Source organism: Natronobeatus ordinarius (genome assembly GCF_024362485.1).
GTDB classification, from domain to species: domain Archaea; phylum Halobacteriota; class Halobacteria; order Halobacteriales; family Natrialbaceae; genus Natronobeatus; species Natronobeatus ordinarius.
The window spans coordinates 937,573-961,053 of the sequence record NZ_CP101456.1; the positions used below are offsets into that span (position 1 = coordinate 937,573).

General features: G+C 64.5%; 22 protein-coding genes. 10 read left to right on the forward strand and 12 right to left on the reverse strand.

What is annotated here, in order from left to right; genetic code table 11:
• Window positions 1-24: 24 nt before the first annotated feature.
• Complete coding sequence (locus NMQ09_RS04820) at window positions 25-777, reverse strand: HFX_2341 family transcriptional regulator domain-containing protein (protein WP_255193310.1); 753 nt, start codon at window positions 775-777, stop codon at window positions 25-27.
• A 114-nt stretch (window positions 778-891) separates the two neighbouring features.
• Between NMQ09_RS04820 and NMQ09_RS04825 the strand changes: the two genes are divergently transcribed.
• Window positions 892-1,218: a winged helix-turn-helix domain-containing protein gene (locus NMQ09_RS04825; protein ID WP_255193311.1), complete on the forward strand. Its 327-nt coding sequence runs from the start codon at window positions 892-894 to the stop codon at window positions 1,216-1,218.
• Window positions 1,219-1,294: 76 nt separating this feature from the next.
• On the forward strand, window positions 1,295-2,857 hold the full coding sequence (gene gpmI, locus NMQ09_RS04830) for a 2,3-bisphosphoglycerate-independent phosphoglycerate mutase (protein ID WP_255193312.1): 1,563 nt from the start codon (window positions 1,295-1,297) through the stop codon (window positions 2,855-2,857).
• 21 nt (window positions 2,858-2,878) lie between these two features.
• Here gpmI and NMQ09_RS04835 read toward each other — a convergent pair whose 3' ends face one another.
• Window positions 2,879-3,571 (reverse strand): LiaF transmembrane domain-containing protein, encoded by a 693-nt coding sequence (locus NMQ09_RS04835; protein WP_255193313.1) that lies wholly within the window; start codon window positions 3,569-3,571, stop codon window positions 2,879-2,881.
• A 98-nt stretch (window positions 3,572-3,669) separates the two neighbouring features.
• On the reverse strand, window positions 3,670-4,992 hold the full coding sequence (locus NMQ09_RS04840) for an MFS transporter (protein ID WP_255193314.1): 1,323 nt from the start codon (window positions 4,990-4,992) through the stop codon (window positions 3,670-3,672).
• 176 nt (window positions 4,993-5,168) lie between these two features.
• Between NMQ09_RS04840 and NMQ09_RS04845 the strand changes: the two genes are divergently transcribed.
• From NMQ09_RS04845 to NMQ09_RS04855, 3 genes are all read left to right on the forward strand, one after another.
• Window positions 5,169-5,894, forward strand: coding sequence for a helix-turn-helix domain-containing protein (locus tag NMQ09_RS04845; RefSeq protein WP_255193315.1), 726 nt, complete (start codon window positions 5,169-5,171; stop codon window positions 5,892-5,894).
• Window positions 5,895-6,272: 378 nt separating this feature from the next.
• Complete coding sequence (locus tag NMQ09_RS04850) at window positions 6,273-7,559, forward strand: O-acetylhomoserine aminocarboxypropyltransferase/cysteine synthase family protein (protein ID WP_255193316.1); 1,287 nt, start codon at window positions 6,273-6,275, stop codon at window positions 7,557-7,559.
• A gap of 124 nt (window positions 7,560-7,683) precedes the next feature.
• Entirely contained in the window at window positions 7,684-8,154 is a 471-nt protein-coding gene (locus NMQ09_RS04855; protein ID WP_255193317.1) for a universal stress protein, read from the forward strand.
• 300 nt (window positions 8,155-8,454) lie between these two features.
• Here the strand turns inward: NMQ09_RS04855 and NMQ09_RS04860 are convergent, their stop codons facing one another.
• Both NMQ09_RS04860 and NMQ09_RS04865 read right to left on the reverse strand, forming a co-directional pair.
• Window positions 8,455-10,236 carry a histidine kinase N-terminal 7TM domain-containing protein gene (locus NMQ09_RS04860; protein ID WP_255193318.1) on the reverse strand — a complete coding sequence of 594 codons (1,782 nt, stop codon included), beginning with the start codon at window positions 10,234-10,236 and terminating at the stop codon, window positions 8,455-8,457.
• A gap of 240 nt (window positions 10,237-10,476) precedes the next feature.
• Window positions 10,477-11,592 carry a hybrid sensor histidine kinase/response regulator gene (locus NMQ09_RS04865; protein ID WP_255193319.1) on the reverse strand — a complete coding sequence of 372 codons (1,116 nt, stop codon included), beginning with the start codon at window positions 11,590-11,592 and terminating at the stop codon, window positions 10,477-10,479.
• A 177-nt stretch (window positions 11,593-11,769) separates the two neighbouring features.
• On the opposite strand from NMQ09_RS04865, the gene NMQ09_RS04870 reads away from it, so the two are divergent.
• Window positions 11,770-12,579: a winged helix-turn-helix transcriptional regulator gene (locus NMQ09_RS04870; protein ID WP_255193320.1), complete on the forward strand. Its 810-nt coding sequence runs from the start codon at window positions 11,770-11,772 to the stop codon at window positions 12,577-12,579.
• Window positions 12,580-12,721: 142 nt separating this feature from the next.
• On the opposite strand, the gene NMQ09_RS04875 is transcribed toward NMQ09_RS04870, so the two are convergent.
• A complete protein-coding gene (locus NMQ09_RS04875) occupies window positions 12,722-13,651 on the reverse strand; it encodes a hypothetical protein (RefSeq protein WP_255193321.1) in 930 nt (309 codons plus the stop codon).
• Window positions 13,652-13,676: 25 nt separating this feature from the next.
• Window positions 13,677-15,227, reverse strand: a complete 1,551-nt coding sequence (locus tag NMQ09_RS04880; protein WP_255193322.1) for a hypothetical protein — start codon at window positions 15,225-15,227, stop codon at window positions 13,677-13,679.
• 1,530 nt (window positions 15,228-16,757) lie between these two features.
• Between NMQ09_RS04880 and NMQ09_RS04885 the strand changes: the two genes are divergently transcribed.
• Complete coding sequence (locus tag NMQ09_RS04885) at window positions 16,758-17,012, forward strand: hypothetical protein (protein ID WP_255193323.1); 255 nt, start codon at window positions 16,758-16,760, stop codon at window positions 17,010-17,012.
• A 349-nt stretch (window positions 17,013-17,361) separates the two neighbouring features.
• Here NMQ09_RS04885 and NMQ09_RS04890 read toward each other — a convergent pair whose 3' ends face one another.
• Together NMQ09_RS04890 and NMQ09_RS04895 are read right to left on the reverse strand one after the other, a co-directional pair.
• Window positions 17,362-17,487 carry a hypothetical protein gene (locus NMQ09_RS04890; RefSeq protein ID WP_255193324.1) on the reverse strand — a complete coding sequence of 42 codons (126 nt, stop codon included), beginning with the start codon at window positions 17,485-17,487 and terminating at the stop codon, window positions 17,362-17,364.
• A gap of 96 nt (window positions 17,488-17,583) precedes the next feature.
• Window positions 17,584-18,483, reverse strand: coding sequence for an isoaspartyl peptidase/L-asparaginase (locus NMQ09_RS04895; protein WP_255193325.1), 900 nt, complete (start codon window positions 18,481-18,483; stop codon window positions 17,584-17,586).
• A 117-nt stretch (window positions 18,484-18,600) separates the two neighbouring features.
• Here NMQ09_RS04895 and NMQ09_RS04900 point away from each other — a divergent pair, with 117 nt between their 5' ends.
• Together NMQ09_RS04900 and icd are read left to right on the forward strand one after the other, a co-directional pair.
• Window positions 18,601-18,855: a hypothetical protein gene (locus NMQ09_RS04900; protein ID WP_255193326.1), complete on the forward strand. Its 255-nt coding sequence runs from the start codon at window positions 18,601-18,603 to the stop codon at window positions 18,853-18,855.
• A 150-nt stretch (window positions 18,856-19,005) separates the two neighbouring features.
• Window positions 19,006-20,268, forward strand: coding sequence for an isocitrate dehydrogenase (NADP(+)) (gene icd / locus NMQ09_RS04905; protein ID WP_255193327.1), 1,263 nt, complete (start codon window positions 19,006-19,008; stop codon window positions 20,266-20,268).
• Window positions 20,269-20,407: 139 nt separating this feature from the next.
• On the opposite strand, the gene NMQ09_RS04910 is transcribed toward icd, so the two are convergent.
• Genes NMQ09_RS04910 through NMQ09_RS04920 form a run of 3 tightly spaced genes read right to left on the reverse strand, consistent with a single transcriptional unit; the run spans window position 20,408 to window position 22,715 of the window.
• Window positions 20,408-20,665: a lipoyl domain-containing protein gene (locus NMQ09_RS04910; protein ID WP_255193328.1), complete on the reverse strand. Its 258-nt coding sequence runs from the start codon at window positions 20,663-20,665 to the stop codon at window positions 20,408-20,410.
• Window positions 20,662-21,696, reverse strand: coding sequence for an alpha-ketoacid dehydrogenase subunit beta (locus tag NMQ09_RS04915; RefSeq protein ID WP_255193329.1), 1,035 nt, complete (start codon window positions 21,694-21,696; stop codon window positions 20,662-20,664). Before NMQ09_RS04915 ends, NMQ09_RS04910 begins: the two co-directional genes overlap by 4 nt.
• On the reverse strand, window positions 21,696-22,715 hold the full coding sequence (locus NMQ09_RS04920) for a thiamine pyrophosphate-dependent dehydrogenase E1 component subunit alpha (protein WP_255194555.1): 1,020 nt from the start codon (window positions 22,713-22,715) through the stop codon (window positions 21,696-21,698). The genes NMQ09_RS04915 and NMQ09_RS04920 overlap by 1 nt, the downstream gene beginning before the upstream one ends.
• Before the next feature lie 213 nt (window positions 22,716-22,928).
• Here NMQ09_RS04920 and NMQ09_RS04925 point away from each other — a divergent pair, with 213 nt between their 5' ends.
• Window positions 22,929-23,240 (forward strand): hypothetical protein, encoded by a 312-nt coding sequence (locus tag NMQ09_RS04925; protein WP_255193330.1) that lies wholly within the window; start codon window positions 22,929-22,931, stop codon window positions 23,238-23,240.
• Window positions 23,241-23,481: the final 241 nt, after the last annotated feature.

Below are 23,481 nucleotides of genomic sequence, written 5' to 3' on the forward strand. Positions count from 1 at the left end.
ACTCGAGGCGAACGGAGCGTTCCGTCACAGCTTGTGTCGAAACGCCCGTAGCGCGTTCTGGCCCGTCTCGGTCAGCGACACCTGTTTGGACCGGCCGACGGTTTCGACCTCGAGGTAGCCGTCCGCGACGAGCGGGTCGACGATGCGGTTGTTCAACAGCGCAAACTTGGCCTTGCCGTTGGCGGGTGCAGAACGAGTGATGAACTCGAGTTCGGCCTCCTCGGCGTAGTCGATCAGGTCGCTCTTTTTCGGCGTGTAGGCCGCGTCGTCGGTCTCCTCGACGTAGTTCAGGATGCGGACCTGGTCTTCGGTCGGCGTCTCGAGTGGGTACGACGGAAGCTGCTCGGCGACCCGCATACCCGCCGTCCGTGGTGTCTCCTCGACGGGGTGTGAGCGGGACTCGGGGTGGACGTGGTAGCCGATCGCATCGGTCGCCATACACGCCAGTGCTGCCCCGATCGCCGCCAGCTTCGGCCCGCTCGAGACGTTGACTCGGACGATGTCCGCTGCGTAGCGATCGGCGATCGTCGTGATCTCGCCGAGCACGTCGTAAACGTCGCCGAGGTCGACCTCCCGGACGTGGACGGTGACGCCCGCGTCGGCGAGGACGGCCTCGAGTTCGTCGTGGTACGCCAGCCGGTCGCGGTCGGCGTCGTCGAGCGCGTACAGCACGTCCGCACCGTACTCGAGGACGGGGTCTTTGATCCGGTCGTACTCGTAGCCGAGTGGGGCGACGTGGACCTCGACGATCGACCGTAACTCGGTCTCACCTGCCATTGTAGATAGTATGGTTTGTACCCATACTATAGAAGTATTGATTGTTTTGATAGTATATATGGTATTGATTGTAATGTCATAGAAATGAATATATCGGTCGGAGAAGAGAGATGTATGCCACAGACAGCGACGAATCGGCACGGAGGACCGATCGACGCCGAGTCGGTGTTCACTCTGTTCGGTGACGACTACGTCCACGAACTCTTCGAGGCGCTCGAGGACGGGCCGGCGACCGTCGACGAGCTGACCGACCGGTGTCGCGCCTCGAGGGTGACGATCTATCGGCGACTGAACGACTTAGAGGAGCTCGGGTTCGTCCGCTCGCGGACGAAGATCCGGTCGGATGGCAACCACTGCAAGGTGTTCCGGACCGTCGACCGGACGGTTCGAATCACCCTCTCGCCGGACGGGGTCGATGTCGAACTCGAGGGCGACCGGTGACGCGCCCGGCCGTCGCCACGCGCGGCGCCAACCGGCGAACGACAGGTAGTTACGCCGCGGCCGTGACCCGTCTCGCATGGAAGCGGCACTCGTCATCCTCGACGGCTGGGGACTCGGTGCGCACGATCGCCGAAACGCGGTCGAGGCAGCCCACACGCCGGTGTTCGACCGGCTCTCGAGGACGGGAGCCTCGGGCCGACTCGAGGTGTCCGGTCGGCGCGTCGGCCTCCCGCAGGGGCAGATGGGCAACAGCGAGGTCGGCCACCTCAACATCGGCGCCGGACGGGTCGTCTACCAGGAGTACACCCGGATCGAAGACGCCATCGCGGACGGCTCGTTCCGCGAGAACGAGGCGATCAATACGGCGTTCGACCACGCCGCCGAGGAGGACGGCCGCGTGCACTTCCTCGGCCTCGTCAGCGACGGCGGCGTTCACTCCGATCACGAACACCTCCACGCGCTGATCGAGATGGCCGCGGATCGCGGCCTCGAGGCGGTCACCCACGCGTTCATGGACGGCCGCGACACGTCCCCCACGGGCGGGGCAGGCTACCTCGCCGAACTCGAGGACGTGATCGACGAGGTGGGGACGGGTCACGTCGCGACCGTGACGGGCCGGTACTACGCGATGGACCGCGACCAGAACTGGGAGCGGACGAAGCGAGCCTACGACGCGATCGTGCACCGCGAGGGCGACCACACCGCGGAGTCGGCCGTCGAGGCCGTCGAAGAGTCCTACGAGCGCGGCGTCACCGACGAGTTCGTCGAGCCGACGCTGGTCGAGAGCGAGGCGATCCGCGCTTCGGAGGGCGACCGGCGAAGCCGTGAGCAGGGCGGTCCGGCGCTCGCAGACGGCGATTCTGTGATCTGGTTCAACTTCCGCTCGGATCGGGCCCGCCAGCTGACGCGGATGCTCGCCGACATCCGGCCAGTGTGGGACTTCGAGACCGACCCGCCGGAGACGGCGGCCGTGATGATGACCCAGTACGACAAGACGTTCGACCTCCCGATCGCCTTCCCGCCGAGCCAGCCGAAGAACACCCTGGGGGAGGTGCTCGCCGAGGCCGGCAAGACCCAGCTCCGGATCGCCGAGTCCGAGAAGTACGCCCACGTCACCTACTTCTTAAACGGCGGCCGCGAGGTCGAGTTCGACGGCGAGATTCGCGAGATCGTCGAGAGCCCGGACGTCCCGACCTACGACGAGCGACCGGAGATGAGCGCCCCCGAGGTCACGGACACGGCGATCGACGTCATCGAGTCCGACGATCCCGACGTGCTCGTGCTCAACTACGCCAACCCCGACATGGTCGGCCACACGGGCGACTACCGCGCCGCCGTCGAGGCCGTCGAGGCCGTCGACACCCAGCTCGGCCGGCTTGTGGACGTGCTCGAGGCCCACGACGCGCACGTCTTCGTCACGGCCGACCACGGCAACGCCGACGACATGGGCACCGAAGACGACCCGCACACGGCTCATACCTACAACGACGTGCCGTTCGTCTACGTGACTCCAGACGGCACCGACGGGGACCGAGCAGTCCGGGAGGGCGGCACCTTAGCCGACATCGCGCCAACGCTGCTCGAGGCCATCGACGTCGACCAGCCCGACGAGATGACCGGCGAGCCGCTGCTCGAGTAATCCTGCCGAGTGGAACGGTACTCAGTCGACCACGGAGACGCCACCGAAGGCGGCGAAGCCGGTCACGACGAGGTCGACTTCCTCGTGCTGGCCCTCGCGGCGGGGACGGTCGTCGGAGGCACCGCCCAGGATCGGCAGGACGTCCATCCGAACGTTCCACTCGCGGGGGACGATGACGTCGACGCCGCCGAAGAGGGCGACGGCATTTACCTGCGCCGGGCGCTCTTCGAGCTCGACGTCACGGAGGTCGAGTTCGGTGCCGCCGAAGATGGCGGTCAGGTCGCCACCGGCGAACGACTGTGAGGTGTTGCGCTTTTCGACGCTCCCGAACGCGGCGAAGGTGGACGTGTAGGCGTCGTCGGTGGCGCGAACGCGCGAGCGGTACTGGCCCAGAACGATCGAGAGGCCGAAGGCGATCACGAGCACCGGCCAGAAGACGACGACCTGGTCGACGGTCGCGTACTCGAGGGCGACCAGTTGCCACGCCCCGGCGACGCCGATCAGGACGACCGGGCCGACGAGGTTCCGAAAGCGACTCTGCACGAGCGCCCAGACGCCCACGAGGACGAACAGCGACGGGACGTACAGCAAGAGGCTCCGCGTCGGAAAGAGACCGGTCGTCTGGAGCAAGAGCAAGACGCCGACCAGAATCACGATCGCTCCGAGCAGGAGCTGGCTGGTCGGAAGGCGCCGGGACGTGGAAGTGGAATCCATACGAGGGAGACGACTCGAGCGGAGATATAAAATACCACTCTGTCATGTCGCTGCCGATACCATTCATGGTCAACCGAGGAAGCTGACTCTCGACGTGATCAGTCCTCGGTGGCGACCTCGTCAGTCGTCTCGAGTTCGACCGCCGGCGGCTCGTGCGTGCCGAACTCGGGGTGGGTCTCTTCCATCCAGAACACCACGAGCCCGCCCGAGAGGAACATCGCGATGGCAGTGCCGTAGAAGGCGGCCTCGATGGTGAGTGCGTCGACGGTCAGCCCGATGAGGATGGCGCCGACGGCGTAGCCGAGGTCGCGCCAGAGGCGGTAGACACCGAGGCCGGTCGAGCGCCACAGCGGGTGGGCGGCGTCGCTGGCGACGGCGATCAGGTTGGGATAGTGAAGCGCCATGCCGACGCCCGAGAGCGCCGAGAAGAGGATCCAGAGGGAGTAGCCCTCGACCAGCACCATCCCGAGGACGCCCGCGCCGGCGAGAAAGAAGCCGGCGACGATCGGCGGCTTGCGGCCGATCCGGTCGCTCAGCTGCCCGGTGTAGATCTGCAGGAAGTACGCCGCGCTGTGAGCCCCGACGACGACCCCGACCTGGGCGACGCCGAGGCCCTGTGAGACGAGGAAGATGGGGAAGGCGATCCAGACGAGCGTGTCGACGAAGTTCTCGACGTGACCCGCCTGGGCGGCCGTAAAGAGCGTCCGATCCTTGTACGTCGCTCGCTTGACGATCTCGGTAAAGGAGAGGTCGACCTCTCGAACTTCGCCGCCGTCGGCTTCGGCCGCGTCATCAGTGTCCTCGATCCCTGCGGCCTCCGCTTTCGCGTAGGGGAGGGTCTCCTGGATGAGGACGACCGCGAGCAGGAGCGCGACGACGATCACCGCCGCGAGGAAGTAGAACGGCTCCGGTCGGAGGCTGTACTGGGCGGCGATCACGCCCGTGAGCCACGCGCCCGCGGCGACGCCGGTGTAGCCAAAGGCCTCGTCGATCCCGGCGGCGAGCCCGCGCTGGTCGGGGCCGGCGAGCTCGATCTTCGAGATCATGCTCATGCTCCAGGCGACGCCCTGGTTGACCCCCAGCAGGACGTTCCCGACCGCGATCCAGCTCCAGCTCGGCGCGTAGATCAGGATGAACGGGATTGGGATCGCGGCGATCCAGCCTGCGATCAGGATCGGCTTGCGGCCGTAGGCGTCGGCCCACTTCCCCGAGTAGAGGTTGAGGACGGCCTTCACGATCCCGAAGCTCACGACGAACGAGCCGATGACCAGCAGCGACTCGACGCCGAAGGTCTCCTCGCCCATGATGGGCACCACGTTGCGCTGAGAACCCATCGTGAGCCCGACGGCGAAGACCGTGGCTACCTGGAGGGCGAACTGCCGCCAGTTCCGGCGGATGCCCTGTGCGTACTCGCCGCTCATCACTCAGTGTCGCGGATGTCGACCAGGGTGGAGTCGTCTTCCCCGCTCTCGAGTCGCTGTGCAACGGCTTCCGGCGTGACCTCCGTCATCGACCATCCGTAGGCACAGCAGGGCCATATCAGCAGTGCCAGTTATGACCGGCACTGTTATCGTCGATCGAGGTCGTCTACTGACGCATGAGCATGTACGAAGTCTCCTTCAAACTCCGCCACGAGTGCCCGTACCGGGAGCTCTCCGAGCGGTTTCCCGGCGTGTCGATCCGGGAGTGGTACCTGCAGGACTGCCAGGTCCTCGAGCTCACCGCCCCGGACGCCGAGGACGACCTGCTCGAGGAGATCGACGCACTCGGGACGGTGCTTCACACCTCGGTCGACGGTCCGGGCCTGCACGTGATCGTCCGGTCGTGTGCGTGCTCGCTCGAGGAGTCGATCGTCCGGACGTTCGAACGCCACAACTGCGTGCACCTCCCGCCGACGGTCTACCGCAACGGCTGGGAGCACTACACCGTCATCGGCTTCGACGAGGGCGACGTCACCGCCCTGCTGGCCGACCTCGACGAGAGCCGCGAGATTGACGTCCTCGCCAAGACCTCGATCGACCAGCGCCAGGTTCCCCACAGCTCGCTGCTTTCGGTCGATCGGCTCTTCGACGGCCTCACCGGCCGTCAGCTCGAGGCGCTGCGGATCGCGCTGGACGCGGGCTACTACGACCAGCCCCGCGGCGCGTCGGTCGCCGAACTCGCCGAGGAGACGACCGTCGCCCGGGCGACCTTCGAGGAACACCTGCGGAAAGCAGAGAACAAGCTCGTCACGAACGCCGGCCAGTTCGTTCGGTTGTTGACCGAAGCCCAGCGTGACGTACTCCGGGCCGAGACTCGAGAAGTCACGCCAGCTGATGACTGAGACGGGCTGGTAGCACCAGACGATCCTGCGTCCAGTATTGCCGACGTCTCCGTCAGCCAGCCGACTGCCGACCGCTTCCGAGACGGGCGATGACGAGGAGGCGCCTACCCGATCGTCACCACCTTGTCGGCCATCTCGATCAGCTCGAGCAGGTCGCCCATCGTCGACCGCGGGCGGAGGTCGTCTCCCTCGAGGTCGGGCGCCTCGACGCCGTCGCCGAGCAGGAACGTCTCGACGGGGCCCCTCCTCGAGCACCGTGATCGCCAGTCGGACCGCGTTCGTCGCCGCCCAGTTCCAGCCTCGAGCGCGTCGTCGGCGATCCCGTCCGCTTTTGCACCTTCTGGTAGCTTTACAACCCTCGGGGCACCTCCCCGTCGTATGAGCGACGACGAACTCGAGCAGCGATTTTCGACGCGAAGCGTCCACGCCGGCCAGGAGCCCGACCCGACGACCGGTGCGCGTGCGCCACCGATCTACCAGACCACCTCCTACGTCTTCGAGGACACCGACCACGCCGCGAACCTGTTCGGGCTGAAGGAGTTCGGCAACATCTACTCGCGGATCATGAACCCGACGAACGCGATGCTCGAAGAGCGCCTCGCGAGCCTCGAGGGCGGCGTCGGCGCGCTCGCCACCTCGTCTGGAATGGCGGCGTTCGACCTCGCGACGTTCATCCTCGCCGAGGCCGGGGACAACATCGTCTCGGCGTCGGCGCTGTACGGCGGGACCTACACCTACCTCACCCACACCGTCGCGAAGCGGGGTATCGAGACGACGTTCGTCGACACCCTCGACTACGACGCCTACGCGGAGGCGATCGACGAGGACACCGCGTTCGTCCACTTAGAGACGATCGGCAACCCCGCGCTCGTCACCCCGGACATCGAGCGAATCGCCGACATCGCCCACGACCACGACGTCCCGCTGTTCGTCGACAACACGTTCGCGACGCCGTACCTCTGCCGGCCGATCGAACACGGCGCGGACCTGGTGTGGAACTCGACGACGAAGTGGCTCACCGGCGCGGGCACGACGGTCGGCGGCATCCTCGTCGACGGCGGCACCTTCCCGTGGGACGAAGGCGACTACCCCGAACTCGCCGAACCGAACCCGGCCTACCACGGCGTCAACTTCTACGAGACGTTCGGCGAGCAGGCCTTCGCCATCGCCGCCCGTACCCGCGGGCTGCGCGACCTGGGCAACCAGCAGTCGCCGTTCGACGCCTGGAACACGCTCCAGAAACTCGAGTCGCTCCCCGTTCGCATGGAAAAACACTGTGAGAACGCCCAGGTCGTCGCGGAGTACCTCGAGGATCACCCGAAAGTGTCCTGGGTCACCTACCCCGGCCTCGAGAGCCACGAGACCCACGAGAACGCGACGAAGTACCTCGATGGGGGCTACGGCGGCATGATCACGTTCGGCCTCGAGGGCGGCTACGACGCCGCCGAGACGGTCTGTAACGAAGTCGAGCTCGCGAGCCTGCTCGCGAACGTCGGCGACGCGAAGACGCTGATCATCCACCCCGCGAGCACGACCCACCAGCAGCTCACCGAGGAGGAGAAGCTCGCAAGCGGCGTGACGGACGAGCTCGTGCGCCTCTCGGTCGGCATCGAGGACGTCGACGACATCGTCGCCGACCTGGATCAGGCGATCGAACAGGCCTGAATCGGGGCACCGACCGACGTTCCGGCGTTCGAGCGGACCAGCGGTCGCGACGGACGCTCTCAGCCAGGGCCCCGACCGTTTACGCGGGGTAGGCTACTTCATCGCGGGGCTCGAACCGAATCGTATGACGCAGACGATACTCGTCCCGACGGAGGGATCGCCACTCTCGACGAAGGCGCTCGAGACGGCGCTGGCCGACTATCCGGACGCCGAGGTCGTCGTCCTGCACGTCGCAGATCCGATCGGGTCAGGTCTCGGCCTCATCGACGTCATGCGGCCGACCTTCCACGACGGCTCGCCGCCGGGGTCGGTCTCGCCGGAATACTGGCGCGAGTGGCACGAGAAGGCGGAAACGAAGGCGAAAGCGGTCTTCGAGGAGGCCCGCGAGAAGGCCGCCGAACGCGACCGGACCGTCGAGACCGTCCTCGAGTTCGGCGACCCCGAGGACGTCATCGTCGAGTACGCCGAGACACACGACGTCGATCGGATCGTGATGGGAAGCAACTGCCGAACCGGGACGAACCGGTTCCTGCTGGGGAGCGTCGCCGAGACTGTCGTCAAGCGAGCGCCGACGCCAGTGATGATCGTCAGGTGAGCGAACGCGGGCTTCTCCCGTGCTCGTCGAAGCGACTTACGCTCGGTCACAGCCAGGCGGCCAGTCTCGACCTCGTTGCCGAGCCTGGCGGCCGACATTCGTGACCGGGGGTGCACTGACGGTCAACGGCTGCTGGATCGGGGCCGTGGGAGACCGATGCCGCTCCGGGTCGCTCGAGCGGCCGTCGGAGACGGTACTCCCCACGGACACGTAGCCAGAGGCTGCGAATTCCGTCGTGAAACGAGACTGCCAGTCCGGAGACCGACGTCGACGCCTGCTGCGGGCTGTACACGAACCCGATCAGTGGAGTTTCTCCGGCACGTGGCGCCGTTCGTCGGCTCGAGACGCGGTCTGCGCTCGGTCTTCGGGGCGTGGAACTCGCTGCGTGACGGGGAGCGTGAACGTCACCTCCGTGCCGACGCCCGGCGTCGACTCGATGTCGATCGTCCCGCCGTGGCGCTCGACGATCTTCTGACAGATCGCGAGCCCCATTCCAGTGCCCGAATCGGGGTCGGACCCGGAGCCGCGAGTGAACAGCTCGAAGACGTACTCGAGGTCTGCGGGCTCGATACCGACGCCGTCGTCACGAACCGAAAAGCGCCAGAAGTCGCCCTCTCGAGTGGCGGCGACGCGAACCGTCGGCGCCTCGCTATCGGCGTGTCTGAGCGCGTTCACCAGCAGGTTCTGGAACAGGCGACGGAGCAGGTGGTCGACGCCGTGGACCGCCGGGAGGGTGTCGACGTCGATGGTCGCGTCGCGGTCTTCGATCTCGAACCGCAACACCTCGAGGACGTCCGAGATCAGCCGATCGCAGTCGACCGGGCCGAACTCCACGTCCGTGGCGCCGATCCGGGTGTACCGGAGCAGCTCCGTGATCATCGCTTGCATTCGCTGATTGTTCTCGCGTGCGACAGCCAGCAACGCCAGCGATTCTTCGTCGAGAGACGATGCTGAACTGTCCTCGAGCAACGCCAGGTACCGCTCTGTCGTCCGCAGTGGCTCTCGGAGATCGTGTGAGATCACGCCCGTGAACGCCTCGAGTTCGCGTTCGCGTCGGAGTCGCTCGGTGACGTCTCTGAGGACGACGACCGAGCCGACCGCTTGGCCGCGTCGTTGCAACGGCTGTGAGCGGACGTCGAGGAAGGTGGTGTCACCTGCGTCTGCCGACAGTTCGACCGTCACGTCCGATCCGGGCGCCACGTCTAACGCCGGGTGAACGGACTCCAGCGGATCACCGACGGTCGGCGCGTTCTCGCCGAGCAGCGAGTGAGCGGTCTCGTTCGCGTGCACGATCCGCCCGTTGGAATCGAGAACCAGAACGCCGTCGGGGGAGTGATCGACGACCGTCCGGTGTGCGATCGGCTGGAGGTCGAGCAGCCGATACCTGAACGTCGCGAATCCCAGTGCAGCCGAGGAGACTGCCGTCGAGACCGGCACGAAGTTCACGCCGTCGAGATCGAACGGGTGGACGCCGGCTGCGGTGAGAAAACTCACGGCCATCGGCGTCACGATGGCGAGCCCCAGCAGGGACGCCTGTGGCAGGTACGATCGACCCCGGCGATGGGCTTCTGACAGGACGATGCCCAGCGTGAGAACGGCGATCACCCCTGCGTAGACGAAGCTGAACGCCACGCGTGCAGGGCCGGTCGTCGCACGCATGATCACGAGTCCGTCGACCTCGACGATTCGCGTCTCGACGATCACCACGTCGTACGGGTTAGTACAGAGGAGGATCCAGAACACGACCGGAACGACGAAGACGCCGACGACGACGTGGCGGCGAAGCCACCGGGTTCGATCGGTATACGCGAGCGCGAACAGGAGCAACAGCGGCCCGACGGACGAACTGCCGAGATAGAGCAGTCGGTACGCGTGAAACTGTACTGCCGGATCAGTGCTCAACAGTTTGATCGCCGAGAACCCGGTCCAGATTGCGATCGCGACGTTCATCGCAGCGAACACGTAGAGCGTCGGTGCGCGTTCGTGCCGACGACTGTAGCCGATCGCGTGGGCGGCGAGCAAGAGCGAAATCGCCGTTACAAACAGTATCGGGTAGGCGTAGATCGTGTGTTGCCAGGCCATGCTGGATCCCGTCGAAGCCGGTCCGATCGACTCTGTGTCGAGTTTCGGTTATACAGTAATGAATGTACTTAAAACAGACATATGATTGTCATACGCTCACTCGAAGGGGGGCGGTCTCGAGCGATTCAGTCCCACTCCTTCGGTGGACGTGCGGTCGGGCTCGAAACTGAACGCCAGACTGAGACGTTCCGGTGGCGTTCCCCGTAGCCGACGAACGGTGGATCGAGGTGTCGGATCGAGTCAGGCGCCGTGGACTCGATCGAGCGTCACTGAGACGATCGTTCCGCTCGGGTAGTTGTCGTCGATCTCGAGCGTTCCTTCGAACGCCTCGATCAGCGTCGTCACCAGATACAGGCCGACTCCCATTCCCGATCGATCGTCGAAGCGAGCGTCGGGGTCAACGAGGAGTTGTTTTTGGGCGTCAGAGATGCCCACGCCGTCGTCTGCGATCTCCACCGTCGATCGTTCGCTCGTCGCCTCGACGCTCACCGTCACCGCTGGCGTAGATCGATCTGAGTGGTCGACGGTGTTCGTGAGGAGGTGGTCGAACACCGAGCCGAGCATCGGCGAGGCGTAGACGATCACTGGATCGTCACCGGAATCGTGTCGGTCGACGGTGAGCTCGACGTCGTGTTCCCGCCGGAGTCGGGTTACCGCCGCATCGAGACTGGCGTAGAGATCACACGGCTCGCGGTCGACGTCGTCGGTCGAAAGCACGTCCATCACCTCCGCCGCCGTGTCCGTGAGTTCGACGACGTGTTGGGCCGCCTCCAGGACCATCTCGACCGTCGCCTCGTCGTCCGGGTCAACCCGATCTCGGAGCTGATCGCCGAGTCCGACGATCATGCTCACGTCGTTGCGAATGTCCTGTCTCACGATTCGGTTCAGCAGTGCGAGCCGGTGGTTTCGATCGACGAGTTCACGCTGGTTGCGTGCGCGCTCGATGGCGTACCGGAGCGTTCGCAAGAGCAGTTCGCTCGTGGCGGTCCCCTTGGCGAGATAATCCTGTGCGCCACGCTGGATCGCCTCGACGCCGACGTCGGTCTCGTTCTGTCCGGTCAACACGACGATCGGGACGCCCGGTGCGTGTTCGACCATCCGATCGATCGTCTCGAGTCCCTGACTGTCCGGCAACATGAGGTCGAGGAGGACGACGTCCGGCGGGTTCGTGCGGACCCGTTCAAGGGAGTCAGTGAGCCGGTCGACGTGATCGATTTCGGTGATCTCGATCGGTCCCGTCCCCCCGTCGACGTTGCGGGCGAGCCGGTGCTCGTGAATCAGTCGTTCGACGTACCGTGCGTCGTCGTGGTTGTCCTCGACGAGCAGCAGTTCCACGTCGGTTCCTTCGGTAGTCATTACTCGCTCACCTCGACCCGTGGGACGACGACCAACCGACTCGATCCAGTCGAGGTACCCCCTCCGAGCGTACCCGTGGACTGAGCGTCGCTGAACTGTGTGAACATGAGAGCATCTCGGATAGTGTTGCCTGTATGTGTGCTCAACAGTTATATGGTTCCACCGGAAACGAGCGCCATGATCAGCCACAATACCGACGTATCAAAAGGACAACGTGTTGCGCTCAGCGTCTTTTCTCTGCTCTCGAAGAAGTGGCACCCCGTCGTCGTTGCCGTTCTCACCCGCCACGGGCCGATGGGATTCAACGAACTCCTCGAAGCGATCCCGGACGTCTCCGGCAAGGTACTTTCGGGAACGCTCGAGGCGCTTTCCGACGCCGGGCTGGTCAAACGAACCGTCGTGAGCGACTCACCACTCCGGGTCGAGTACCAGCTCACGGAAGCTGGTCGCGACATGGAGCCGATCTTCGAAGCGCTCGCCGTCTGGGGAACCCGCCACCTCGAATCGACGACCCCGACCGTTCTGCTCGCCGACGCCGATCGGCGAATCACCGGGATGTACAGCGAGTGGCTGACCGATCGGTACACGGTTTCCCGAGTACACGACGGCGACGAACTCGAGGACTCCCTCGACGACGCCGTCGACGTCGTGCTCTTCGACGAGGGGCTCCCCGGCGTCGATCCCTACGAACTCTCCGAAATCGTCGGCTCAGAGTATCGGACGATCGCGCTCGTCGGCGACCGCCCTGGCGTCGACCTGCTCGAGCTCGACTGCGACGACGTCCTCCGGAAACCGACCGTCCGCGAGTCGATCCTCGAAGCGATCGACGAACAACTGAATCGCCAGGGTGAACCCGCCGAGAAACGCGAACGCACAGCCCTTGCAGAACGGCTAGCACTCCTCGAGTCGATTTACCCGACCGAGCGCCTCGAGTCAGACGAGGCGTACGTCGAAGCACGGCGTCAGCTCGAGGAACTCGAGGTCTGAGCTCGGCAACCGTCGATCCCGGCCCCCGACAAATTGGTGCTGTGAGAACGGAACGTCCGGCCCGGGCGAGAGACGTGGCGTGAAAAGATCGTAGACAGCGTTCTTGAGGCTACGTCGTGGCCGAGAGTTCAGCGGCGATTGCTCAGCAGCCGTCGACTGGATCACCGCTGCGCCAGGCGTCGATGGCATCCCGGAGCAAGTTAGTGTCGATCTCACCGCCTCGCCAGGCGTCGATGGCGTCCCGAAGGCCGTTCGTGCTGACGGTGCCGTCGGCCTCGGTGTAGGCACACAGCGGATTGTCCTGGACGGTCAGGGTCGCCCCCTCGAGCGTCTCGAGGTCGTAGTCCGCGCCGTTCGTATCGGTGACGGTGGCATCGTCGACGGTGAGGTCGGTCGTCCCGCTGGCGTTGGCGGTCTCGAGGACGAGTTCGGCGACGACCACGCCGAAGTCCGGGTCGTGATCCTCGGCGAGGTCGACGTCGAGGCTCACCGAGGAGCCGTCGGCGGCGATCTCGCTGTCGTCGGTTGCTGCGGCGTTGATTAGCTCGTAGTCGACGAACTCGGCGACGTCGATGGGATCGAGATCGATCTCGACGTCGAAGGCGCTGACGCCCTCGTCTGGCGCGATCACGACGACCTCGAGCGTGGCCTCGTCGTCGGTCGTGGCCGTGGCGTCGGCCGGCCGGAGTTCGAGGCTCGTCTCCTCCGGTATTGCACCTGTGATCGTCCCGCTCGGAAGGGACTGCTCCTGGTCGCCGACCTCGATCGTGCCGGTGAGATCGAACGTCGACCCGGCGTCGGCATCCGTTGGCAGCGTCACCTCGTAGGTAACCGAGTACGTTTCTGCATCCTCGTTCCAGACGGCGATGAGTTCGTCGTTGTCAGGGCCGGCGTCGGTGTTCCCACCACCGGGCGAGAAGTCGAGCACTTCGACGTCGGCAAACGCCGGCGAGAACTGCTCGTCGATACGGACGAGTTCCATCTCGCCGAGTTCGTCCTCGGTTTCGACGGCGACCTCGACGGTGGTACTCTCGCCGAAGGCGACTTCCGTCTCTTGAACTACTCGGCTCATATGGCCAATTGAAAGGGTAACAGTGTCAGACATCACAATCAACTCCGTCGTTGTTCTCGAATTCGTTTACTGCACAGACGTCGCCGTTGATTTCTTCGTTTCCGCCAACGGCAACGCCTGCTGCGCCGCTTTCACGGATGGTACAGTCCCTGAGGTCGAGCGCACCGTCGTGAGTGGCGCCAGTCGCGACGTCGACGTTACCCTCGAGGTCCCGACCGCCGTACTCGATTGTCGCGTGGTGGATCTGGTTCAGCATGCTCGTGGAACGAACGTTAATTCCGTCCCACCAGCCCCGTATTCCCGCGTCCCGACCGGCCTCAGTGGCAGTGAACGTGATCGGGTCGTCTTCGGTGCCGACGAACCTGATGTCGGTCTCGGCGTTGTCGTCGCCGATCCGTAGCCTCGCCTCTTGCTCGAATTCGACGTCGGTCCCCGGTGCAATTTCGAACTCGCCGTTCATCTCGAACGACGACGTCCCTCCGTCGAGTCGGTAAGGGACGCCCAGATCCGCCCAGTAAACGTCGCCGTCGGTTTCCCGGGTCTTCCCCTCGACCAGCACGGTATCGTCGTCGTTGCCGGTGAAATCCGACGACCAATCCAGCGTGTGGACGTTGTCCGACCGTGCCTTGACCGGTCCGGACGTGTTGGCGGTGTACGTGTTCGCTCTGGATTCGTCCCGTAGCTCGGCGTCCCGACCGAGCACGAGGCCGTGTCCGTCGCTTTCGCGTAACGTACAGCCCGTGAGTTCGAGTTCACCGGAGCCACCGGCCGATCCGGTCCGGGTCGCAACTCTAACGTTCGCGCTGTCTTCGTCGGTCGCGCCACCGTACTCGACGATCACGTGCTCCAGCACGTTGTCGGCCGCGGTGGTCTGGATGTAGAGGCCGTTCCACCAGCCGCGCGTCTCCTCGGTGCCAGTGAACGTTATCTCCTCTACCTGTTCGTCTCGGCCGTCTCCACCATCGATGACACCCCGCATGATCACCGCGGACTCCTCCTGGAACTCGAGCATCGAGTCCTGCGTGAACTCGAAGTACGCGCCGGGGTCGACGGTCAGTTCGACGTCGTGGATCTCTGTGTGGCCGTCCATTCGGTACGGTACCTCGATAGCGTCCCAGCTGATTGCGTCCTCTTCGGTGCGACTATCGCTAATGTCTTCGCCGTCCCGCGCCTCCACGAACACGTACTCGTCGCCGTTGCCCGTGTAGCTCGAAGTGTCAGAGAGCATGTGTATCCGGCTCGAGCGCGTCCAGACTGGGCTGTCGTCGTTATCGGTGTAGGTATTCTCGCCCGATCCGTCGAACAGTGTGGCGTTCCGACCGAGGACGAGTCCGTGGCCTGCGCTCTCCCGGATCGTGCAGTTCGAGAGCTCGAGTTCGGCGTCGTCGGCGGCAGCCCCGGTCTTGGTCGCGATTTCGAGGCCGCCGTCGAGGTCGTTGCCGGCGTACTCGATGACGGCGTGGGACAGGACGTTGTTCAGGTCGACGGTCTGGACGTAGATCCCGTCCCACCAGCCGCGCGTCTCCTCGGTGCCGGTGAACAGGATTGGATCCTCCTCGGTACCCTCGACGCGCATGCCGCAGCCTTCCTCGAACTCGAGTTGTGAACTCGAACGTCGCGCCGGGATCGATCGTTACCGTCACGTCTTCGACGGACGTCTTGCCGTCCATCCGGTAGGGAACGTCGATGGCCGACCACGTGATCGAGTCCTCACCCATCCCATCGTCGAGACTCGTGGCGTAGACGCGTGCGAACTCCTCGTCGTTGTTCTGGAAGGAGGAATCTGCCGACAACATGTGGATCTGCGTCGATCGCGTGCGGACCGGCCCTTCGGCGTTGTATTCGTACGTGCTCCCGCCGCTGTCTCCTCTCAGTTCGGCACCCGAACCCATCCACATACCGTGGCCTCCACTCCGTCGCAACGTACAGTTCGAAAGCGTGACCGAACTTGGTTCGCCGTACGACCCACCCTTGCTCGAGAGGTCGAGATTACTCCGGAGCGGATAATTTCGAATAGTGGACGTCCCTTCGCCACCACCGTACTCGATCGTCGTGTGTTCGATTGAGTTCTCGAGGTCGTCGGTGTTCATATAGACGCCATCCCACCAGCCACGATAGGCCCTCGTGGACGTGAGCAGGACCGGTTCGCTTTCCGTTCCCTCGATAAGGCAGGTGCTTCCCTCGTTGAAATCGAGACGCGTACCCTGTTCGAACTCGATTCTGACGTTCGGTTTGATCGTCAGCGTCGCCTCTACGTGGATAGTACTGGTAACCTTGTAGACGACGGGGTCGTCACCGGTTGCCTCAGGCGGATGTGCCTCCCACGTCGTATCCTCCGTGACGTCGTCCGATAGTTCGATGACCTCTTTGTCTACGACGCGGGTTCCTTCGTTCCACGCGTCGATGACGTCATCGAGTTCTGCAGTAGTGATGTCGCCGTCGCTCCAATCGTCGAAGGCATCGTCTAACCCGTCGGTCATGACACGACCGACACGGTTCGCATAGTCGGCGACGTGATCGTCGCTTTGGGCTGCTACCGCTTTCTGTACGTCGCCGTTTCTGGCGCTTGTGCTCCCGACACCCGCCAGTGTTCCGACACCAGTCGCTGCGAGTGCCCCGAGAACCGTTCGCCGTTGTAACGTTCGTCTATCGTTCATCGTTAGTGTTCGTTCGTAAGGTTGTCATCCAGACCGATTTCGCGTTCGCTGCCCCTGGACAGGGAGTACGATACCAATATCTGACACGGCTGTGCACCTCGAGCAGGGGCACCGTTTACTTATCGCCCCATTGAAGAGTTTATCCGATCGAATTATGATGTATATCATGTGATGTATGGGTAACCTACTAGCTTACTCTAAACTCACCTATGAGGAAAGCCAATCTAAGTTACTTTCAGGTAACTGGGAACGTACGTTCGGGTTAGCGAGTTGTTATTACACTCGCGAACGCACACGCTGTGGGGGAGGTGGTACGGCGTGTGTGACGACTGGCCGTTTACCGTAGAACAGCCCACCGCTCGAGGAACAATGAGACACACTATCACATCATCCGCGGCTACGGGCCGACCGATTCGAAGACGGCGCGGTCGGGCGAGGGGTGATCGAAGATGACCCACGACAGTGACGGACACACGGCGATCGTCGAGTTCGAGCGGCCGACCGGAGAGGTAGCGACGATCGTTCGGACGGCACCGTCGGCGGCGGAAGACGTGTTGGACGACGCACTCGGGCTCGTGCCTGCTACGGGCAAAGTGCGCCGGGTAGAGACGGTAGACGGAGACCCCATCGGCGAGCTCGACGTCGGTGCCTCCCGTCGAGGCGTCCGAGAACGTCTGTCGCCGCCGACGTACTGGAAACGGTGAAGACGGCACGGTCACTCTCCAGGCCGCCGAGAGAAGCCACACCGTTCGCAGGGTGAAACCGTCGACCTCGAGCGAACGGTCGTCGCTGGAGTGGTCGTCGGAACGATTTCCGCCTGATCACAGTCGAGCGGCCAGCCTCGGCAACGAGACCGAGGCTGACCGCGGCCGTTCGTGATCGGACGTGCACTGCAGTTCAGTGGCTACTCTACAGTAACAACTGAAACGGTTTACACACTGCTCGCGGTAGTGCGGCCAGAACTGGCTTACTCTGCCAGTTCTGGCCGCTTGATCGCGAGCAGGTGTGCAATGACTTTCAGTGGCTACTGTAACTGTTCGCACAAGAACCGTCCTACGTCGAGTCGCCGCCGCGGTCGATCCAGGCACACTCCGAACAGGTGTCGACGCCCTGTACGTTCGAGAGCGTCGAATCACAGTTCGGACACGACCGGGACGCGTACTGCGGTGGTCTAAGCATCAGCCGTCACGATGGTTTCGACGATAATAAACTCTCCCTACGACGAACGTCGAAATCAGGTAGGTGGCGGCCCCGCCGTGCCCGGCCGAAACGGCGTTACCGACGGGCGCGAGCGGTCTGCATCGCGTCGCTGTTGTACGCCGATCCGAGGGAGCCGCTCGCGTCGATCGCGATAACGCCGGCCGACGAACCCGTGAGTTCGCCGAACTCCTCGATCGCGAGTTCCGTCGCCCCCTGGGCGTCGAGCCCGCGCTCGAGGTGACGGACGACGCGCCGGGAGAGCGTGACGCGCGCGATGTCCTCGCCGGCTCCCGTCGCGCTCGCGCCGCCGGCAGGCGAACAGTAGTATCCCGACCCGATCTGCGGGACGTCACCGACGCGGCCGGCGAGGGCGAGCCAGCGGCCACCCGTGGAGGTCGCCGCGGCGAGCCGTTCGCCGTCGAAGGCGACCGCGCCGACCGTGTCGTGATCGTGTTCGTCGTCGATTCCCGGCGTCTCCTCCCCGAACTGATCTCGCTGGCCGAACCGGGCCTGAATCCACTCGAGCTGAGCTCGCGACCCCCCTTCGGGCGCCTCGAGTTCCGCCCAGCGCTCGCGCGTCCGCTCGGTCCAGAGGTCGACCTCGGTCTCGACGCCGTAGTCCTCGGCGAGCGAAACGGCGTGCTCGCCGGCGACGAAGGTGTGGGGCGTCTCTTCGAGGACGACGCGGGCGACGCTGACGGCGTGCTCGACGCCCGGCATCGAACAGACCGCGCCGACTCGACGGTCGTCGGTCATGATACCCGCGTCGGTTCGAACGACGCCGTCGCTCTGGACGGCGCCGCCGACGCCCGCGTTGAACCGGGGCGAGGACTCGAGCACTCGAACTGCTGCTTCGACGGCCGAAAGCGGCGTCTCCGCGTCGACGCCGGCTTCGGCGGACTCCTCGAGGACAGCCTGTCGTGCATCCGGCTCCTCCGGCTCGCCGCCGGCACCGCCGTGAACGATGACGTGCATACGCCGGACCTGCGTGCGGGCCGGGATAATCGTCCCGATTCCGGACGACGGCCGATCGCCGCGGCCGAACGACCACGAACCCCTACACTTACGACGCGTGCTCGAGTACCGCCGACGATGACGCCCGTCGCGCTGCTCGCCGTCTTCTGTTGTCTGATGGTGATCATCGCCGTCGGCAAACTCGCGCTTGCAGATCGACGGGAGCCGATCGACGTGGGAACGAGCCTCCTGGTCGTCGGCGTCACGGCGTTCGTCCTCGTCTGGCTCGACCTGCAAGTGGAGTGGTCGCCGGCCGGCGTCGGGCCGCTGCTGATCGCGCTGGGAGTGGTCACGATCGCAGTCGGCGTGGCGCTGATCGTCGACGACTGGTAACGACGACTGCGTCGACGCCGAGCAGTCGCGTCCAGAAAACCACAACTGTTAGGTCTAAATCCCCCATACTCGAGGGTCGATCGTAATATTTTCCGATGCAAACCCAAATGGCAGCCCTTTTAGCGAGCGTATGAGAAGGTTAGGAACGAGATGAGCTACGACAAAATCGAGGTTCCCGAGGACGGAGAGAAGATCACGCTCAAGGAGGGGTCTGACACCGAACTCGAGGTGCCCGACAACCCGATCATCCCGATCATCTACGGTGACGGCGTCGGAAGCGACGTCGGTCCGGCCGCCCAGAAGGTGCTCGAGGCTGCCGCCGAGGCCACCGGTCGCGAGATCCACTGGATGCGCGTCTACGCCGGCGAGTCCGCCCGCGAGAAATACGACGAGAACCTGCCCGACGAGACCGTCGAGGCGATCAAAGAACACCGCGTCGCGATCAAGGGCCCGCTGACGACGCCCGTCGGCGCGGGCTTTCGCTCGCTCAACGTCGGCCTGCGCAAGCTGCTCGACCTCTACGCGAACGTCCGACCCACCTACCACCTCGACGGTGTCCCGTCACCGGTCAAGGAGCCGGAGAAGATGGACATGGTCACCTTCCGTGAGAACACGGAGGACGTCTACGCCGGCATCGAGTGGGAAGCCGGCACCGACGAAGTCGAGCAGGTCAAGGAGTTCGTCGAAGAGGAGATGGGCGCAACGGGCGTCATCCACGACGGCCCCGTCGGCATCGGCGTCAAGCCGATCACGGAGTTCGGGACGAAGCGCCTGGTTCGGGAAGCCATCGACTACGCCCTCGAGAACGACCGCGACTCCGTCACCCTTGTCCACAAGGGCAACATCATGAAGTTCACCGAGGGGCAGTTCCGCGACTGGGGCTACGAGGTCGCAGACGAGGAGTACGGTGACGAGGTCATCACCGAGGACACCCTCTGGGAGGAGCGCGACGGCGAGATGCCCGAGGACGCGGTGGTCGTCAACGACCGGATCGCCGACAACATGCTCCAGCAGATTCTCACCCGTACCGACGAGTACGACGTCGTCGCGACGATGAACTTAAACGGCGACTACATGTCCGACGCCTGTGGTGCCCAGATCGGTGGGCTCGGCATCGCACCCGGTGGCAACTTCGGTGAGGGCCGCATGCTCGCAGAACCCGTTCACGGTTCGGCACCCAAATACGAGGGCCAGGACAAGGTCAACCCGACCGCCATGATCCTCTCCGGTCGCATGATGCTCGAGTACATGGGCTGGAACGACGCCGCCGACCTCGTCCGCGACGCCGTTGAGGAGACCATCTCTTCGGGCAAGGTTACCTACGACCTCGAACGTCAGCTCGAAGACGCCGAGAAGCTCGCCACGAGCGAGTTCGCCGAGGAAGTCGTCGCCAACATCGAAAACCTGTCGTAGAACTCCCCGTCGGCTGCATTCCGTTTTTCGGCACGTCACGACCTCGAAAAGTGTCGCGAACGCTCCGTTCGTCGGCAGCGACCGCCACCTCGATACGGCGCGCACTCGAGCCCGAACGATCGGTCATCCGGAGACGGGCTCAGTCGGGTTCGATCCGTCCGAGCACGTCGTCGCGATGGAACTCCTCGTTCTCGCCGACCACGATCTCGGTGAGCGTCCCCGACGCCGGCGCGGGCACGTCGACGCTCACCTTCTCGACCTGGATCTCACAGATCGTCTCGCCCTCCTCGACGGTCCCGCCTTCTCGAGCAAACCACGTCGCGATGACGCCCTCGTCGACGTCCTCGGCGTCCTCGGGCCAGGCGGTCGCCGCGTCGACCTCGATCACGTCGCTCATTCGTGTATCGAGCGAACCGCGGCCTCGACGTCTCCGGCGTCGGGCAGCACTTCGTTCTCGAGCGGGCGGGCGTACGGGATCGGCACGTCCGGCATCGTTACCCGACGAACGGCCTCGAGCTCGTCGAGCGCTCCCTCCGTGGCCCGCGCGACGAGTTCCCCGCTGACGCCGTAAGAGTGGTAGTCTTCGTCGACGACCACGAGTTTCCCCGTCTTTCGGACCGACTCGAGCACCGTCTCCGTATCGAGCGGAACGAGCGTCCGGAGGTCGATCACCTCCGCGTCGATGCCGTCTTCTGCGAGGTCGGCGGCGGCCTCGAGCGCGCGATGGACGTGCAGCCCGAGAGTGACGATCGTCACGTCGTCGCCCTCGCGTTTGACGTCGGCCTCGCCGAACTCGATCTCGTAGTCCTCCTCGGGGACGCCGGTTTTGGGCCCGTCGGGGGCGGGCATCCACGCCAGGCCCATCAGCCGTTTGTGGAACATGTAGACGACGGGGTCGTCGTCCCGGATCGCGGCGTGCATCAGCCCCTTGGCGTCGTATGCGGTGGAGGGAACGACGACCTTCATGCCCGGCAGGTGAGCGAAGGTCCCGTACAGGGTCTGGGAGTGCTGGGCGGCGTCGTTGTACGTGCCGCCGACGGCCGTCATGAACACCATCGGGACCGAGACCGAGCCCCCGGACATGTAGGCGTTCTTCGCCATGTTGTTGTAGATTTGATCCATCGCGACGCCGAAGAAGTCGGCGAACATCAACTCGACGATGGGACGCATCCCCTGCATGGCCGCGCCGACACCCGCGCCGATGAATCCAGTCTCCGAGATAGGGACGTCCATGATTCGATCGTGGCCGAAGTCCTCGAGCAGCCCCTGCGTGGAGTCGAAGATGCCACCGTAGTCGGCGACGTCCTCCCCCATCACGAAGACGTCCTCGCTCTCGCGCAGTTCGTGGGCGATGGCCTCGACCATCCCCCGGCTCATCGTCAGTTCACGGTCGATCGTTTCGGGGTCGGGGACGTCAGCCTGCGCCATCACTCCTCACCTCCGTCGGCCGCGGCCAGTTCCTTATCCGGACGCTCGGGCCAGCCCTCGAGTTCGTCCGTGAAAACGTCCTCGTAGGCCTCCTCGGGATCGGGCTGGGGCTGGTCTTTCGCCCACTCGATGGCCTCCTCGACGCGCTCGTGGGCGCGTTCGCGGATCTCCTCGAGGTCCTCGTCTCCGAGCCCGTGGTCCTCGAGGTGACGCTCCATCCGCTCGATCGAGTCGCGCTCGTGGGCCGCCTCGACGTCCTCGTCCGGGCGATACGCTTCGGGGTCGCCCATGAAGTGGCCCATCCGGCGATGGAGCTGTACCTCGAGCACCGTCGGCCCGTTGCCGTCGCGGGCGCGCCCGATCGCCTCCCCTGCGGCCTCGTAGACGGCGACGGCGTCGTCGACGTCGACGCGTTCGCCGTGTACCTCGAAGCCGTCGGCTCGCTGCGAGGCGTCTTCGACGTCGGTCACGCGTTCTTTGGGCATGCTGATCGCCCAGTCGTTGTCCTCGATGACGAACACGACGGGCAGGTTCTGCACGGCGGCGAGGTTGAGCGATTCGAGGAATGCCCCCTGGCTGACCGCCCCCTCGCCGAGGAAGGCGACGGCCACGGCGTCGGTGTTTCGTTTCTTCGCGGCCATCGCCGCGCCGACCGCCGGCGGGCAGCCCTGGGCGATGATCCCGCTGCAGGCGAAGTTCACGTCGGGATCGTAGAGGTGCATGTGACCGCCCTTTCCCTTCGAGAGGCCCGTCTGCCGGCCGAATATCTCCGCAGTCATTCGTTTCAGGTCGACGCCCTTCGAGATCGCGACGTGGTGTGGTCGGTGGGGCGCCGTTACCGTATCGTCGTCTCTGAGGTGAGCACAGACGCCCGCCCCCGACGCCTCGTGGCCCGCTGCGAGGTGCAACTCGCCGGGAATCGGCCCCGCTGAGATGTCGAAGGCCGGTTGTTTCCCCTCGAGGTACTCCTCCTGGAGTCGTTCCTCGTAGTGGCGTGCCGTCACCATCTCCTCGTACATCCGCTCGAGTGTGTTAGTTGATACCATTCACGGCACCAGTTGGCAGTACCACGAACCACGGTATAAACGCCGGCTACCGACGATCGAAACCGTAAACGTACACGCGGTATTTGTGAACAGAATATCATTTTTTGACGACGATCGCCTCGAATTGACCGAAATCGTATCAGGAAACCAGTAAAGTATTTCTAATGGTTACGCCATTCAACTGGTGTGACTGTCCCACCCGCACCCGACGATGGCGTGCCCTCGTTCATCGTCGAACGGTTCCAGGAGCACTCCGCGGAGGAGCTCCGAGAGATCGCATCGTACGCCGAATCCATGCTGGACTCGTCGCAAGTGCCGTCGTACGTCGTCCAGGCGTTCGCGATGCAGGACGACGAGACGCGGATGGTGATCGCCATCTACGCGGTCGAACTCGCGGAGTACCTCGAAGAACAGGAAGAACTCGAGGACGAAGCGGACGACGACACCGACGACGAGCCGCCTGCACCCGGCTCGATGGGTGGTGCGTTCTTCGGCTGACCTCGATCCGGCCGGAATTTCCTGCCCGAGCATCGGCGAATCGAGGGATGGCTCAAGCGAGTTGCGTTCACTGCGTGGCGTGACCGCTCGCTCGTTCTCGACGAGGTACCGACGATTCTCTCTCACCGTGATACCGCTGGTGGCGCTGCTCACCGCACCAGCACGGTCGTTCTGAGGTAGAGTGACAACTGAAACGGGTTACACGCAGTAACAACTGAAACGGGTTACACACTGCTCGCAG